The organism is Fredinandcohnia quinoae, from assembly GCF_022427965.1.
Taxonomy (GTDB): Bacteria; Bacillota; Bacilli; order Bacillales; family Bacillaceae_L; genus Ferdinandcohnia; species Ferdinandcohnia quinoae.
Map to the genome: position 1 here is coordinate 43,929 of NZ_JAKTTI010000028.1, position 16,144 is coordinate 60,072.

Genomic DNA, 16,144 nt, shown 5'->3' on the forward strand with positions numbered 1-16,144 from the left:
AAAGGTTTAGATCTTATGGAGACATTTACAGAAAGAGCTATCGATATCATAAAACATATTCCAGCAGGTAAGGTGATGACATATAGTCAGATTGCAAAATTTGCAGGGAGTCCTAGAGGTGCAAGACAGGTTGTGAGAATTCTTCACACTATGAGTAAAAAACACAAACTCCCCTGGCATCGAGTCATTAATTCAAAAGGGGAGATTGGCATACAAGACGAAGAGGCACTTGCCACCCAAATTCATTTTCTTCAAAGTGAAGGTGTTGATGTAATCAATGGTAAAGAGATAAAACTTGAAAAATATCAATATCATCCCGATGAACAATGATAGGCTCGCCAAATGACGAGCCCCACTCTTTCTACATTTCTTCCGGTGCTTTAATACCTAATAAGCGTAATCCTTCCTTTAAAACAGTTGTAACAGCTTTAACAACTGCTAGCCTTGTATTCATTTCTTCGTCTTCTATTAATATCTTTACATGGCTATAATATTTATTGAATTCCTGTGATAGCTCAAGTAAGTACTTCGCAATTTGTGATGGCTCATAAGATGATAGGCTTCTTTCAATAATAGTTGGAAACTCCATTAGTAGTTTAATGACTGACCAGCTGTGAGCATCAGTAAGTCCAATTGGATTCAGCGTTTCTCCACTCCCTGATTTTCGTAAAATTGAACAGGCACGTGCATGGGTGTATTGAACATATGGACCAGTTGTTCCTTCGAATTTCAACATTTCTTCCAAAGAGAACTCAACATTATTAAGTCTGTCATTTTTTAAATCATGAAAAATTATCGAACCGACTCCAACCATTTTTGCGACTTCATCTTTATTTGCTAGTGTTGGATTTTTTTCTTCAATATTTTTATGAGCAAGATCAATCGCATCCCTTATAACCTCTTCTAATAGTACTATTTTTCCTTTCCGAGTGGACATTTTTTTGCCGTCTTTTAAAATAAAACCAAATGGAATGTGGACCATTTCCTTTGCCCATTCATATCCAAGTTTTTCAAGAACTAAAAAGATCTGTTTAAAATGTAAGCTTTGCTCGTGACCAACAACATACAATGCCTTTTTAAACCTATAATTATTCTGACGATATAATGCTGCCGTTAAATCCCGTGTTGCATAAAGGGTTGCACCGTCAGATTTTTTGATTAAACACGGAGGAAGATTGTATTCCTCTAATCCAACAACCTCTGCACCTTCGGAAGTGGATAACAAGTTTTGCTCTGATAGTAACTTGATGGTATTATCCATTTTATCATTGTAGAAGGCCTCGCCATTATATGAATCGAAATGAATATCGAGGAGTTCATAGATTTTTGAGAATTCCTTTAAGGATTCATCCCTGAACCATTTCCACAACAGTGTTGCTTCCTCATCACCGTCCTCAAGCTTTTTGAACCATAGTCTTGCTTCATCTTCTAATTCTGGTTTTGATTCAGCTTCGTCATGGAATTTCACATACAAGCTGAGTAACTCCTTAATCGGATTCTGTTTTACGATAGCATCACTGCCCCATCGCATATAAGCTACAATTAATTTCCCAAATTGCGTACCCCAATCACCCAAATGATTAATTCTTACTGGTTGATAGCCACATTTTTCTACAATGTTTGCTAGCGAATTTCCAATCACGGTTGATCTGAGATGCCCCATCGAAAAAGGTTTCGCAATATTAGGTGAGGAAAGGTCTAGTGTGATTTTTTCACCTTTCCCAATATCAAGGCTTCCATAGTGATCACATTCTGTTAATATCGTTTCCAGTACATTTTTACTAACTGTCTTCTTATTAAGAAAGCAATTCACATATGGACCATTTGCATCGACATGTTCAAATAGCTCACTTTGAATTTTACTAGCCAAATCTTCCGCAATCACAGTAGGTGCTTTTCGTAAGCTTTTTGCTAAACTAAAACATGGAAATGCCAGATCCCCTTGTTCCTGAAATTTTGGTTTTTCAATTAGTTTACATACTGTCTCGTAGGGCAAAGCCCCATCGAGTTTCTTCGTAATTTCCTTTGCATATGCTTCTAAAACTTCCATAATTTCCACCATCCTCTTTAAAATAAAAAAATCCCGTCTCAAAATAGAGACGAGATTTACCCGCGGTACCACTCTTATTGTTCAAAATAGAACCTTCTTACCAGATCGTATAACGGGGTTCTCCCCGGCACATCCTACTTATTTCAGACATGCTTCTCAAGAAGTGCGCTTCATCATGAACAGTACATTAGGCTTCCACCATCCCTAACTCTCTATCGAACCGAATCATGATTACTCTCTTCATCATCGAAGTTCATATATATTTCACATAATCATAATGGAACGGCATACAGAAATCAAACCTTTTTTTGATACGGTTTAAAATAAACAGTGTCTGGTAGACTATATTCAAATAACTTGTTCTAACTGTCCCTGTTTTTTACTAAAATAAATTACAAGGGTTGTACATATGAAGGGGGACATCTAGTGAAAAAAATAATTAAGTGGTCAGTCATTTCCTATATTTTATTTGGTTTATTCATTGCGTGGTATTTATTTTATGGTGCAAATACGGACATTCCGACAAACTTAAAAGGAAGTGCAGCAGATCCAGAGACTTTCATGAATGACCAGCAATTATTATTAAGCGAGGAATATTCACAAATAAAAAATTTACTTTATTTTTTATCAATTCCATTTGAATGGCTAATCTATATAGTGGTTTTGGTCGTCGGGTTATCGGCAAAGTTCCGTGAATGGTCAAAGGCAACTTCTAAGTTTTCAATTCTTCAAACCGCCATTTATTTGTTTTGGCTTTCACTAATAGTTGAGGTTTTGTCGTTTCCGTTTCAATGGGTGAGTTACAGTGTCTCAAAAAAATATAATATTACCGTACAAACGACTTCAAGCTGGATGAAGGACAATATGATCGATTTTTGGGTCAATTATGCAATGATGATTATTATTATTGCTGTGGTGTTCTGGTTAATTCGAAAAAGCACGAAGCGTTGGTGGTTTTATGCATGGCTATTATCAGTTCCATTTTCGTTTTTCCTGATGTTTGTTCAACCTGTACTCATTGATCCGCTTTATAATGACTTTTATCCATTAACGAACAAGGAATTGGAAACGAAAATACTTGCATTAGCGGATAAAGCGGATATTCCAGCTGACCATGTGTATGAAGTGAATATGTCGGCAAAGACAAACTCACTGAATGCCTATGTAACAGGAGTTGGATCAAACTCAAGAATCGTTCTTTGGGATACAACTTTAAACCGTTTAAGTGAAAATGAAATATTATTCATTATGGCACATGAAATGGGACATTATGTGATGAAACATATCTATATCGGAATTGCTGGCTATTTAGTACTCACGCTCATAGGGCTTTACATTATTAACAAGCTCATGCAGGTAATGGTGAAAAAATGGGGCAAGGTATTCAAGGTTTCATCTATACAGGATATCGCAGTACTGCCACTGTTCTTATTGCTCATTTCCATGCTTTCCTTTGCATCTGATCCAATCTCCAATGCAGTCTCAAGACATCAAGAAAAGGACGCAGATCTCTATGCACTTGAAATGACGAATGACAAAGAAGCAGCAGTATCATCTTTTCAAGAATTGTCTAGGGCAGGCTTAAGTCAAGTGAATCCACCATACCTTGTGAAACTATTTAGATATGGGCATCCGACTATGCTGGAGAGATTAACGTATACAAATGAATATGAACAGGAATGAATAGGTTTTATTAAAAAACACCTAACAAAATTTCATATTAGTTTTACAATATGTAAAAATTAAAAGAGAAATGGTTAATTTTCTCTTTTTTTTTATCTTTATCTAGTATACAATGTCTATATTGTTACAAATGTAAAATTCTAATTTAACAAAATTTCATTCTTGTAAGGTGGGGAAGAAATGCATGTTGGAGTTGTTCACTTTGGATCTTTTACAGCAGGGAGTCATAAGATTATTCGGGATTTAATTGAGTACTCTTCACTTAAAGATATTTCTTTGAGCGGAATTAACTGGAATCCTCAGTTGAATAAAGTAGAGATAAAGGAACTTGCAAAAGATACATTTGATGGCTGGGAATATAAAAGAGAAATAATTCTATCAATATTTCCACTTCAATATGTAGAAAATTTGAGACAACAAGAAGTTATAAATCAATTTGATGCTGTCGTTGTTTTTGGGGGAAACCGAGCACAAATCGAATATGTGGAGCAACTTACAACAGGTAAAGTTTTGTCAGTTCCTATTTCTATTTTGAATGATTTCGTGGGATCACAGTTAACTTTGGGATATGATACAGCGTTAAATGTCATCGTAAATAATATCTTGAAAATAAAAGACACAATTGATTCATTGAAATACGGAAAGTTACGAGTTTTTTGCGCGCAAATTCCAGGGAATACATATAACCCTTTATTAGAGAATTCAGCAATAGGTGTAGATGGGTTACTAATCCATGAACCGAATGAACAATTTTGGTGCGATCTAACAAATAAGCTTCAAGCTGGATTCCATGCAGGTAACACCTATACAATCTTGGTTATAAATAAAGGAATCGATCCAAATGAAATTCATCAAATATTATCTGGAAAATTAGATATTGATTTCAAATGGAATTATATTGATGAATCACAGTGTGTTGGACCTTATCCCACTGCTACAGATCGAGTGTTGGCTTCGAAATTATCAAGGAGAGTCATTAGCTGGATTGAAAATGGAGGACCTTCATCCTGCATTGTAGTTAAAGATAATAAAGTGATTTATGATGAAAGTCCACAATTAATAGAGATAAAGGAGAATGTAATATGAGTAAAACAGAAACAAAAGTAAAGATCGAACAATTAGCGATTAATACGATTCGCACACTATCCATCGATGCAATTGAAAAAGCAAATTCAGGACACCCAGGAATGCCAATGGGAGCAGCTCCAATGGCATATACGCTTTGGAGTAAATTTATGAATCACAATCCTGCTAATCCAAATTGGTTTAATCGTGATCGATTTGTCCTTTCCGCAGGACATGGTTCAATGCTCTTATATAGTCTTTTACATTTATTTGGATACGATGTGAGTTTAGAAGATTTGAAGAATTTCCGCCAATGGGGAAGTAAAACTCCGGGGCATCCGGAATTTGGGCATACACCAGGTGTGGAAGCAACAACTGGTCCGTTAGGTCAAGGGGTTGCAATGGCTGTAGGTATGGCGATGGCTGAACGCCATTTAGCATCTGTGTATAATCGTGACCAATACAATGTGGTAGATCACTTTACCTATGGGATTTGTGGTGATGGAGATCTAATGGAGGGTGTTTCCGCGGAAGCAGCATCATTAGCTGGTCATCTAAAATTAGGTAGATTAGTAATGTTATATGATTCAAATGATATTTCTTTAGATGGCGACTTACATTTATCATTCTCAGAAAGTGTAGAAGATCGTTTTAAAGCTTATGGATGGCAAGTAATAAGAGTAGAGAATGGGAATGATATTGAAGAATTATCTACTGCATTGGAAAAGGCAAAACAAAATACAGATCAACCTACATTAATTGAAGTAAGAACAACAATTGGTTTTGGTTCCCCAAATAAAAGTGGGAAATCTGCTTCACATGGTTCACCGCTAGGAAAAAGTGAAGTGCAGTTAACGAAGGAAGCATACGGTTGGAACTTTGAAGAGGAATTTTATATTCCTGAGGAAGTAACTTCACACTATGCAAAGCTGAAGGCTGAAGGAGAAAGAAAAGAACAAGAATGGCTTCACCAATTTGCAGAATACAAAAAGGCATATCCTAGTCTAGCAATTCAGCTTGAAATGGCAATGAATGGAGTATTACCTGAAGGATGGGATGCAGAGATACCTGTTTATTCTGGAGATAAAAAGGTTGCTACTCGGTCAGCTTCAGGAGAAGTGTTAAATTCACTGGCTAAAAAGCTTCCGAACGTATTTGGTGGATCAGCTGATTTAGCATCATCTAATAAAACATATATGAAAGAACAAGGAGATTTCTCCGCTATTGATTTTTCAGGGAAAAACATTTGGTTTGGTGTTCGTGAATTTGCAATGGGTGCTGCAATGAACGGTATTGCTCTACACGGAGGTGTAAAAGTATTCGGTGCGACATTCTTTGTGTTTTCTGATTATGTTCGCCCTGCAATCCGTTTAGCTGCATTAATGAAACTTCCAGTAACATATGTATTTACCCATGATAGTATCGCAGTAGGGGAAGATGGCCCAACTCATGAGCCTGTAGAACAATTAGCATCATTAAGAACAATGCCAGGAATTTCTGTTATTCGTCCTGCAGATGCAAATGAAACAGCAGCAGCATGGAAATTGGCAATCGAAAGTAAGGAAGAACCAACACTTTTAATTCTTACTCGTCAAGATTTACCTTATTTAGCGAATGATCGAGAAGTTATCTTCGAAGGTGTTAAAAAAGGTGCATATGTGGTGTCTGAGGCTAAAGGAAGTTTTGAAGGTATCCTTCTTGCATCAGGCTCAGAGGTATCATTAGCCCTAGAAGCTCAAAAAGAATTAGAAAAGGAAAATATATATGTTTCAGTAGTAAGCATGCCAAGCTGGGATCGTTTTGAGAAGCAATCAAGTGAATACAAGGAAGCGATCATTCCAAGTACTGTAAGAGCAAGACTAGCTATCGAAATGGGTTCATCATTAGGTTGGCATAAATACACTGGAGACAAAGGTGATGTCCTTGCAATTGATCAATTTGGAGCATCTGCTCCGGGTGAAAAAATAATGAGTGAATATGGTTTTACAACTGAAAATGTAGTTAATAAAATGAAAATACTTTTGAATAAATAAGGTGTTAGAAGGCTTTTAGTCTAAGTGACTAAAAGCCTTCTTTTACCAAAATATTGTTCATTCTTGCAACTTACTCTATAATTGTTGTGAACATTTGTGTAATCCTTACTGTTAGGTGTTGAAAAAATGGAAAAAGAAAAAATTGAAAAAATCGTAGAAGCAGCACGTTTATATTATCAATTGGATTATAGCCAACAGGATATAGCTCAGAAGCTTGGAATATCAAGACCAACAGTTTCGCGATTTTTAAAGCAAGCAAAGGAAAAAGGAATTGTCGAAATAAAAATTAATGACCCAACTGAAAATGGTGAAATACTCGCTATCCAGCTTAAGGAAAAATATCAATTGCACGATGTTGTAGTCGTCTCCACACCGGTTTTTGAAAGCACTGTCATCAAAAAATACTTAGGTGAAACGGCTGCGGAATATCTTGCTGAAACCGTTAAAGAGAAAGATGTTATTGCGACATCTTGGGGTACGACTATTTATGAAGTAGCAAAAAGCTTAAAACCCAAACCAATTAAAGATGTAACAATTGTACAATTAAATGGTGGTGTAAGTCATTCTGAAACCAAAACATATGCAACAGAAATCATCCATTTATTTGGAGAAGCTTTTCACACCCATACTCTCGTACTGCCTTTACCAGCTATAGTTGATCATGTTGTTGTAAAACAAGCGGTTGAGGCAGACCGTCATATTCGTAAAGTTCTTGAAAAAGGATACAATTCCAATATTGCAATATTCAGCATTGGCACACCTGTAGTAGAGTCTGTTCTATTACAAGCAGAATATTTATCAAAGGAAGATATTGAAATTCTTCAAACTAAAGCTGTTGGTGAAATTTGTTCAAGATTCTTTGATAGTATTGGTCAAATTTGTCATGAGGAGCTTAACAACAGAACAATAGGTATTGAATTAGCAGACTTGAGAAAAAAAGAGAAATCAATACTTGTTGCTGGTGGTCCGAACAAGGTAGAAGCAATATACGGTGCGTTAAGTGGAAGCTACGCAAACATTCTCATTACAGACCAATTTACCGGAAGCGCATTATTAGAAAAGGATTAATAGATTTTGCAGGGAGCTGTTTTAGTACAGTATCCCTTTTTTTATTTCTTTTAAAAAATTTCAAGAAAATTGTTCCATTTTTAACTAATCTGTTATATAATAATTTAAAATTTAATATACTGTATTATAACAATTTTAGGAAGGTGATGGTTAATACGATGACAACACAAACATCAGGGATTCAAATCAAGGGAAGAATGATTGAACAATATGAGGAGATATTGACACCTGAGGCACTGACTTTTATTGAAAAGCTTGAACGAAATTTTGGCGAAAGAAGAAGACAATTACTTGAAAAAAGAGCACAAAGACAACAGGAGATTGATAATGGAAAAATGCCAGATTTTTTATCTGAAACAGAGCATATTAGAAACGGTGATTGGACAGTGGCACAGATTCCTCAAGATTTACAGGATCGGCGAGTTGAAATTACAGGACCTGTAGACAGAAAGATGGTTATTAATGCATTGAACTCTGGGGCTAAAGCCTATATGGCAGATTTCGAAGATGCAACATCTCCAACTTGGGAAAATATTATCGAGGGACAAATTAATTTACGCGATGCGATTAGTCGTACGATTTCTTTTGTAAATGCAAATGGAAAAACATACGAATTAAATGAATCTACGGCAACCTTGATTGTTCGACCAAGAGGGTGGCATTTAGAGGAAAAACATATTCTACTTGATGGAAAAAGAATTTCAGGAAGTTTACTAGATTTTGGACTTTATTTTTATCATAATGTAAAAAATTTACTTAATAATGGCTCAGGACCATATTTTTACTTGCCAAAAATGGAGAGTCACTTAGAGGCAAGACTTTGGAATGATGTTTTTGTATTTTCACAAAATGAATTTGAAATTCCACAAGGAACAATTAAAGCAACTGTACTAATTGAGACAATTCTTGCAACCTTTGAAGCTGATGAAATTTTATACGAATTGAAGGAGCATTCTGCGGGACTTAATTGTGGGCGGTGGGATTATATTTTTAGCTATATAAAAAGATTTAGAAATAAGGGGAATGTCATTTTACCAGATCGATCACAAGTGACAATGACATCACCATTTATGAGCGCTTATTCACAATATGTCATTAAAACATGTCATCGACGTAATGTCCATGCGATGGGCGGGATGGCTGCACAAATTCCAGTGAAAAACAATCCCACTGCGAACGAAGAAGCATTCAATAAAGTTCGTGCAGACAAAGAACGCGAAGCTAAAAATGGACATGATGGAACATGGGTTGCACATCCTGCACTTGTACCGGTAGCTCAAGAAGTATTTGACAAAGAAATGAAAAATGCCAACCAGATCGAGCGTAAGCGGGAAGATGTTCAGGTTACTTCCAGAGATTTATTAGCAGTTCCTGTAGGAAGTATTACTGAAGAAGGTGTCCGCACAAATATTAATGTAGGTATTCAATATATTGAATCATGGCTTCGTGGCCGAGGTGCAGCACCAATTCATAATTTGATGGAGGATGCCGCTACGGCTGAAATTTCTAGGGCACAGCTATGGCAATGGATTAAACATCCAGAAGGAATATTAATAGATGGTAGAAAAGTAACATTAGAGCTTGTGAATCAATTAAAGGATGAAGAACTGCAAAAGATAAAAATAGATATCGGCACTGAAGAGTTTGAAGCAGGGCGGTTTCATGAAGCAACACGATTATTCGATGAGCTTGTTTCAAGTGATGAATTTGCTGAATTTCTTACGATACCGGGATATGAAATTTTATAACATAAAAAATGGGAGGCTATTAAAATGAAAAATGAAAGAATTCAAAAGTTAGAGGAAAGCTGGGAGCTAGATTCACGTTGGAAAGGTATAGAAAGACCATACACTGCTGAAGAAGTAATTAGACTTCGTGGATCGCTTGATATTGAACATACATTAGCACAAAGAGGTGCGGAGAAACTTTGGGAGCTTCTTCATACTGAAGATTATGTACATGCACTTGGAGCATTAACAGGTAATCAAGCAGTGCAGCAGGTTAAGGCAGGATTGAAGGCAATTTACTTAAGTGGTTGGCAGGTAGCCGCAGATGCTAACCTTTCAGGGCATATGTATCCTGACCAAAGCTTATATCCCGCAAATAGTGTACCAAGTGTTGTGAAGCGAATTAATCAAGCACTACAGCGTGCAGATCAAATTCAGTTTTTAGAAGGAGAAGGGGATGTAGACTGGTTTGCTCCAATTGTAGCGGATGCTGAAGCTGGCTTCGGTGGGCAGTTGAATGTGTTTGAATTAATGAAGGGAATGATTGAAGCTGGGGCTGCTGGTGTTCATTTTGAAGATCAGTTATCATCCGAAAAAAAATGTGGGCATTTAGGCGGGAAAGTTCTTTTGCCAACTCAAACCGCAGTTAGAAATTTAATTTCTGCAAGATTAGCTGCGGATGTTATGGGAGTTCCAACTATTCTGGTAGCACGAACAGATGCAGATGCAGCTGATTTAATTACCAGTGATATTGATCCAGTTGACAAAGAATTTATTATTGGAGAAAGAACACTGGAAGGGTTTTATCGCACAAATGCTGGGATTGATCAGGCAATCGCTCGCGGACTTGCGTATGCTCCATATGCAGATTTAGTTTGGTGTGAGACATCGGAACCGAATTTAGAACAGGCGAAGCGTTTTGCAGATGCGATTCATGAAAAATTCCCTGGGAAACTATTGGCGTATAATTGTTCGCCATCATTCAATTGGAAGAAAAAACTTAATGAGGATACTATTGCGAAATTCCAAGCTGAAATTGGTAAAATGGGTTACAAGTTTCAATTTGTTACACTAGCTGGGTTCCATGCATTAAATCACAGCATGTTTGAGCTGGCTCGTGGGTACAAGGATAGAGGGATGGCTGCATACTCTGAATTGCAGCAGGCTGAATTTGCAAATGAACAATATGGTTATACTGCAACAAGACACCAACGTGAGGTTGGAACTGGTTACTTCGACGAGGTTGCACAGGTTATCTCTGGCGGCACATCTTCAACAACGGCATTGAAGGGATCTACGGAAGAAGCACAATTTACAAGCATTTAATCTTAATCAATAGAAGTATTACACTTCCAAAACGCATACTTGATTCATTAAAAAACTGGCTAACTTCTTTTATCATTAGCCAGTTTTTTTGTTAACATGAATACCTCATATGTTTTTTATATTCTGATGAAACCTCCATAAATAATTGTTTGTTTCCTGAATCAATAGCTGAATTAACCTTCACTTCTAACAATTCCTTTTTCCGTATAAATAGGCTCTCATCTATGACCATTTGAATATATATGTCTAACATTGTAAGTTTTACAGACTTTTTCCTTTGATTATTTCTTAATCTCATGATCTCAGCGTACGTCTTTCTATTTTTCATGAAAGTTCACCCCTAGACCTTTTTATTAGTATATTTATGAAGTGAAATAATAACAACTGGATTTTTTTGATTTTTGTAAAAATATTTTAATGGAACATAAGTTTAGGGTATTTTTTTAAGGGAAAAATACATGATAAAAATGGAGGTGGAAAAAAATGAAAGATCAGCAATCAAATGGTGATATTCCCTTGAATACACCATTAAATCCCGTCTTTGGGATGGCAAATCATTTGGATACAAATAATCCATTTTTGACTGAATCTGCTTATGCAGGGAATTCGGTAGATAAGCATGTTACGCTGGAAGAAGCAAATGAGTATCTTGCTGAAAAGGAACTTTCTCAAATGAATGAAAATTTATAAAGATGTTCTCTCCTGAATTCTGTAAATGTGACTTTTTTCGTGGTTTTTCTCTAGAAAAAGAGGGAAATCACCTTTTTTTTGTGAACATTCTGTGAAAATAATGGATATATTTGTCTATTGGTGGTACTATTTGAATGTATACAATAATTTGAAAATTTAAATTTTAGAAGGGGATGGAATAAATAATGCAGACGAATGTAAGCTATTTGAAGGAGTACGAAATCAATAGATACACGATGGCGATACTACCTGTCATGATTGGAAATGACCTTTTTTCGAGAATAATAGAAGTTGAAGATGAATTTATAGTTGCAATGAAACCAATTGAGATTGTTGACCGCAGTTGCCGTTACTATGGCAGCAGTTTAAAAGGAAGACGTGAAGGAACAAAAGAAATGATGGGCATAACCCATAAAGCACCAATAATTATTGAAGCCTCCAACAAGATCTATTTCTTCCCGACAGCCTCACCTAGAATCCCTCGCTGTGCATGGCTCTCGCATATTTATATTCTTGATAAGAACTATGCTGGGCATGAAAAAACAAACGTTATTTTCACTACAAAAAAGTCAATTCAGATAAATGTTTCGTTGGGATCCTTTGAAAGTCAACTGTACCGTACAGCCCAGTTACGTACGGTAATGAGTAATAGAATGGATCTGAAGGATAAAAAAATGAATTTTATTATGACACCACCAAAACAAAAAGAAGAAATCCTTTTCCATAGCTTAGTTGAATTCGATCATTCAAAAATTAAAGCAGAAAAAAATAAATAGTAAGATGCTATTCAAATGGACCTTTTTCCTATATTGCCTTTTCTTTAATTATCGTGAAAATATGCAGGAAAATTATTTCTAGTAACGAAATATATAGAAGGAGTGTTTCAATTTTTAAAAGGAAGGGAAAAGTTGATCGATATGAAGAGAAGAGCAATCATTGCAGAAGATTTATATGAACTAAAATCCGTAAATGATCCACAATTATCACCAAATGGTGAGAAATTCGTATTTGTGGAAACCGATATTCAAAAGGAAAAGCATGAGTATAGTACTCATTTATATGTTGGTCATTTGGATGGAGAAATAAACCAATGGACATTTGGAAATGTGAAGGATTCTTCGCCACGTTGGTCGCCAGATGGTGAAACAATAGCATTTGTTTCGAACCGCTCTGAAAAACCTCAAATTTTTCTTATGAGTATATATGGCGGAGAACCAAGACAATTAACTCATTGTAAAAATGGTGCGAGAAATCCAATCTGGTCACCGGAAGGAAATCAAATATTATTTACAACTTCATTAGGACCGGATGAAGAAATTACAGATAAAGAAGAAAAGAAAAAGGAAGACAAAAAACTTGAACCGATGGTAGTGGAAGGTATTCGCTATAAATCGGATGCAGCAGGATTTTTAGATAATAAGCATCAGCAACTAGGTCTTGTTAATGTCAAGACGGGAGACGTTGAACAGCTCACGAGTGGAAACCATGATTATACCGCAGGAACTTGGTCACCAGATGGAAAATGTATAACAATTATAGGTGATTTTAGTGAGGACTCGGACTATAATTTGATCTCTGATGTTTTTATTTTCTCATTAGTATCTAAAACCTTTCAAAAAATTACTACTAGTGACGGTATTTTTGCGAATCCGACATGGTCACCAGATGGGAAATATATTGCACTAATAGGTCACAAGAAGGAATTCATGGGGGCAACCTTATCAAAAATTTGGCTGTATCATTTGCAATCAAATGAACTATTATGTTTAACAGATGATTGGGATGTACAACTAGGTGATGCTGTTGTAGGTGATTTTATTTCAGGTAGTGTGGATCCAGGATTAATATGGAATTCAGATAGTAGAAGTTTCTATTTTCTCATAAGTGATCGTGGCAGTACTGGAGTGTATTATGGTTCTATCGACGGGGAGATGTATCCGTCATTAATGGAAAATCAACATGTGTATGCATTATCTGTGGACGGTAAAAATCACAAAGCTGTTATTGGGATTAGCAAACCTACACACCCAGGTGATCTTTATTATCTTGATTTAAGTACAGGAGAACTTCGTCAACTTACAAATGTAAATGAAAAATTACTAGAGGATGTTCATCTATCTGAGGCAGAGCCATTTACCTTTAAAGCTTCAGATGGTTGGGATATCCACGGTTGGGTGATGAAACCATATGGCTTTGAAGTTGGTAAAAAATATCCAACGATCATTGAAGTCCATGGTGGGCCACATGCAATGTATGCAAATACATATTTCCATGAGTTTCAAGTTTTAACGGGGAAAGGATTTGTAGTAGTATTTACGAACCCACGTGGGAGTCATGGCTATGGTCAAGTTTTTGTTGATGCGGTAAGGGGTGACTATGGTGGCAAGGATTATCTAGATGTCATGGCAGCCACAGATTATGCGGTTACTAATTTTGATTATGTGGATGAGTCAAGGCTTGGAGTCACAGGTGGTAGTTATGGGGGCTTTATGACAAATTGGATTGTCGGTCATACTAATCGCTTTAAAGCAGCAGTTACCCAACGTTCAATTTCAAACTGGCTGAGCTTCTATGGCGTAAGTGACATTGGCTATTATTTTACAGAATGGGAGATCAAGGGTAATCTCCTCAATGATGCAGAGAAATTATGGAATCACTCACCACTTAAATATGTGAGCAATGTAGAAACTCCATTATTATTGTTGCACGGAGAAAAAGATTTCCGTTGCCCAATCGAACAGGCCGAACAATTTTACATCGCACTTAAGCATCAAAAGAAAAAAGCAAAATTTGTCCGCTTTCCTGGTGCAAACCATGAATTATCTAGAAGTGGAAATCCGAAATTAAGACTTTCACGTTTAAATCATATTAAAGATTGGTTTGTTCAACATTTAAATTAAGTCTTCTTCTTAACAAAGGCACTAGACGCATAATTATGCTAGTGCCTTTCGTGTTGGCTATTATTTATTACTACAATCTCTAATGGAATCAAGGGAAAAAGGAGGCACCATAAAGTGCGAAGTTTCAACTCCATAAAAATGTACAGAAATTTTTTGGAAGGGACAATCAATTGGTGTACAATAGGATTAAGATTTTAGCTCTTTTTAGTTGATGAGGAGATTGTACATGGATTTTGAAATGATGAAGGAATGGTTTTCACAAGAAAATATAGAAGCATTATTGAGGGATTATAGTTCATTCGGCCCGTTGCCAGGAATTATACTGCCAATGCTCGAGGCATTTATTCCAGTGTTGCCACTAGTTGTATTTGTGGTAGCGAATGCAGCTGCTTTTGGACTTTGGCTTGGTTTTTTATATTCATGGTTTGGAGCAATTGCAGGCTCTCTTCTTGTGTTTTTTCTCGTACGAAAATATGGACAAAGGCGTTTCTTTTCATTCGTTAGCAAACACAAAAAAGTAAAAGGATTAATGAGTTGGGTTGAACGGCATGGCTTTGGACCAATATTTCTCTTATTATGTTTTCCATTCACACCGTCTGCAGTAATCAATGTGGTTGCCGGTTTATCAAAGGTAAGTACACCACAATTTATTTTAGCTGTCATATGTGGAAAATTAGTTATGATATTCACTATAAGCTTCATAGGCTATGATATAAAGGCTCTTTTTCATAAACCTGTCAAAACAATTATTGTTTTAGGAGTATTGGTTATTCTTTGGTTCATTGGAAAACGAGTAGAGGCATGGTTAAAGGTAAAGCCAAACCTTGCAAAAGATCGATAAGCAGTGACGGTTGTTAACAGAAGTACATAATTATAAATAGGGGGGATGTGGAATGGAGGAAAGTCCAAAGAGACAACGGATTTCGCTATTGAAGACAATTGGGTTAGCAATTATTATCGCCATTTTCTTTCGTACATTTTTATTTTCAAATTATGTTGTTGATGGAGAATCAATGATGCCTACATTCGAGGACGGTAATCTGCTTATGGTAAATAAAATAGAGCATAAGATTAGCGAACTACATCGATTTGATGTTGTTGTTTTCCATGCATCGAAGGAAGATGATTATGTAAAGCGAGTGATTGGCTTACCAGGGGATCAAGTAGAATATCGAAATGATATCCTATATATAAATGGAAAAGAGGTAACTGAGCCCTATCTTAAGAAGTATAAAGAAGCCTTAATTAGTGGGAAATTAACAGGTGATTTTACATTGAAAGAAAAGACAGGAGCATCGGTTGTCCCAGCTGGTCACATTTTTGTTATGGGGGATAATCGATTGGGTAGTTTAGATAGCCGTCATTTTGGCTTTGTGAAAATGGATGAAATCGTTGGAAAAGTAAACCTCAGATACTGGCCATTAAACGAGATGGACGTTACATTTTGATACTATAAGATAATCATCAGCTAAGAACTCATTTAAATCCGAGTTCTTTTTTTGTTGACGTTGCCTGCGGTTATTTAATGCGGCTAACGTCGAATTCCTGTGGCTAACGCTGAATTAAAGTGGGTAACGCCGAATTAAAGTGGTTAACGCCGAA

14 protein-coding genes and 1 other annotated feature are annotated in these 16,144 nt (G+C 36.2%); of the genes, 12 read left to right on the forward strand and 2 right to left on the reverse strand.

The features are described from left to right. The first annotated feature begins 15 nt into the window (after positions 1-15). A complete protein-coding gene (locus MJG50_RS16035) occupies positions 16-330 on the forward strand; it encodes an MGMT family protein (RefSeq protein ID WP_240256760.1) in 315 nt (104 codons plus the stop codon). Between the two features lie 31 nt (positions 331-361). Here MJG50_RS16035 and argS read toward each other — a convergent pair whose 3' ends face one another. Next, a complete protein-coding gene (gene argS, locus MJG50_RS16040; RefSeq protein ID WP_240256761.1) occupies positions 362-2,050 on the reverse strand; it encodes an arginine--tRNA ligase in 1,689 nt (562 codons plus the stop codon). Between the two features lie 42 nt (positions 2,051-2,092). After that, positions 2,093-2,306, reverse strand: a binding site (T-box leader). A gap of 170 nt (positions 2,307-2,476) precedes the next feature. On the opposite strand from argS, the gene MJG50_RS16045 reads away from it, so the two are divergent. The 6 genes from MJG50_RS16045 (at position 2,477) to aceA (ending at position 10,952) form a co-directional block, all read left to right on the forward strand. Beyond that, positions 2,477-3,733 (forward strand): M48 family metallopeptidase, encoded by a 1,257-nt coding sequence (locus tag MJG50_RS16045; protein WP_240256762.1) that lies wholly within the window; start codon positions 2,477-2,479, stop codon positions 3,731-3,733. A 180-nt stretch (positions 3,734-3,913) separates the two neighbouring features. Next, a complete protein-coding gene (locus MJG50_RS16050) occupies positions 3,914-4,819 on the forward strand; it encodes a 6-phosphofructokinase (protein ID WP_240256763.1) in 906 nt (301 codons plus the stop codon). Then, entirely contained in the window at positions 4,816-6,831 is a 2,016-nt protein-coding gene (tkt, locus tag MJG50_RS16055) for a transketolase (protein ID WP_240256764.1), read from the forward strand. Before MJG50_RS16050 ends, tkt begins: the two co-directional genes overlap by 4 nt. A 126-nt stretch (positions 6,832-6,957) precedes the next feature. After that, the gene (gene deoR, locus MJG50_RS16060) at positions 6,958-7,899 is read left to right on the forward strand and encodes a DNA-binding transcriptional repressor DeoR (protein WP_240256765.1); all 942 of its coding nucleotides are present in this window, start codon (positions 6,958-6,960) and stop codon (positions 7,897-7,899) included. A gap of 158 nt (positions 7,900-8,057) precedes the next feature. Then, positions 8,058-9,647, forward strand: a complete 1,590-nt coding sequence (aceB, locus tag MJG50_RS16065) for a malate synthase A (RefSeq protein WP_240256766.1) — start codon at positions 8,058-8,060, stop codon at positions 9,645-9,647. 24 nt (positions 9,648-9,671) lie between these two features. Beyond that, the gene (aceA, locus tag MJG50_RS16070) at positions 9,672-10,952 is read left to right on the forward strand and encodes an isocitrate lyase (protein ID WP_240256767.1); all 1,281 of its coding nucleotides are present in this window, start codon (positions 9,672-9,674) and stop codon (positions 10,950-10,952) included. Between the two features lie 91 nt (positions 10,953-11,043). Here aceA and MJG50_RS16075 read toward each other — a convergent pair whose 3' ends face one another. Beyond that, positions 11,044-11,280 carry an IDEAL domain-containing protein gene (locus tag MJG50_RS16075; protein WP_240256768.1) on the reverse strand — a complete coding sequence of 79 codons (237 nt, stop codon included), beginning with the start codon at positions 11,278-11,280 and terminating at the stop codon, positions 11,044-11,046. Positions 11,281-11,435: 155 nt separating this feature from the next. On the opposite strand from MJG50_RS16075, the gene MJG50_RS16080 reads away from it, so the two are divergent. The 5 genes from MJG50_RS16080 (at position 11,436) to lepB (ending at position 15,990) form a co-directional block, all read left to right on the forward strand. After that, positions 11,436-11,642 carry a hypothetical protein gene (locus MJG50_RS16080; RefSeq protein WP_240256769.1) on the forward strand — a complete coding sequence of 69 codons (207 nt, stop codon included), beginning with the start codon at positions 11,436-11,438 and terminating at the stop codon, positions 11,640-11,642. 185 nt (positions 11,643-11,827) lie between these two features. Further along, positions 11,828-12,418 (forward strand): competence protein ComK, encoded by a 591-nt coding sequence (locus MJG50_RS16085; protein WP_240256770.1) that lies wholly within the window; start codon positions 11,828-11,830, stop codon positions 12,416-12,418. Between the two features lie 141 nt (positions 12,419-12,559). After that, positions 12,560-14,542, forward strand: a complete 1,983-nt coding sequence (locus MJG50_RS16090) for a S9 family peptidase (protein WP_240256776.1) — start codon at positions 12,560-12,562, stop codon at positions 14,540-14,542. A gap of 226 nt (positions 14,543-14,768) precedes the next feature. Further along, positions 14,769-15,383: a TVP38/TMEM64 family protein gene (locus MJG50_RS16095; RefSeq protein ID WP_240256771.1), complete on the forward strand. Its 615-nt coding sequence runs from the start codon at positions 14,769-14,771 to the stop codon at positions 15,381-15,383. Between the two features lie 52 nt (positions 15,384-15,435). Next, positions 15,436-15,990, forward strand: coding sequence for a signal peptidase I (gene lepB / locus MJG50_RS16100; protein ID WP_240256772.1), 555 nt, complete (start codon positions 15,436-15,438; stop codon positions 15,988-15,990). The last annotated feature ends 154 nt before the right edge of the window (positions 15,991-16,144 follow it).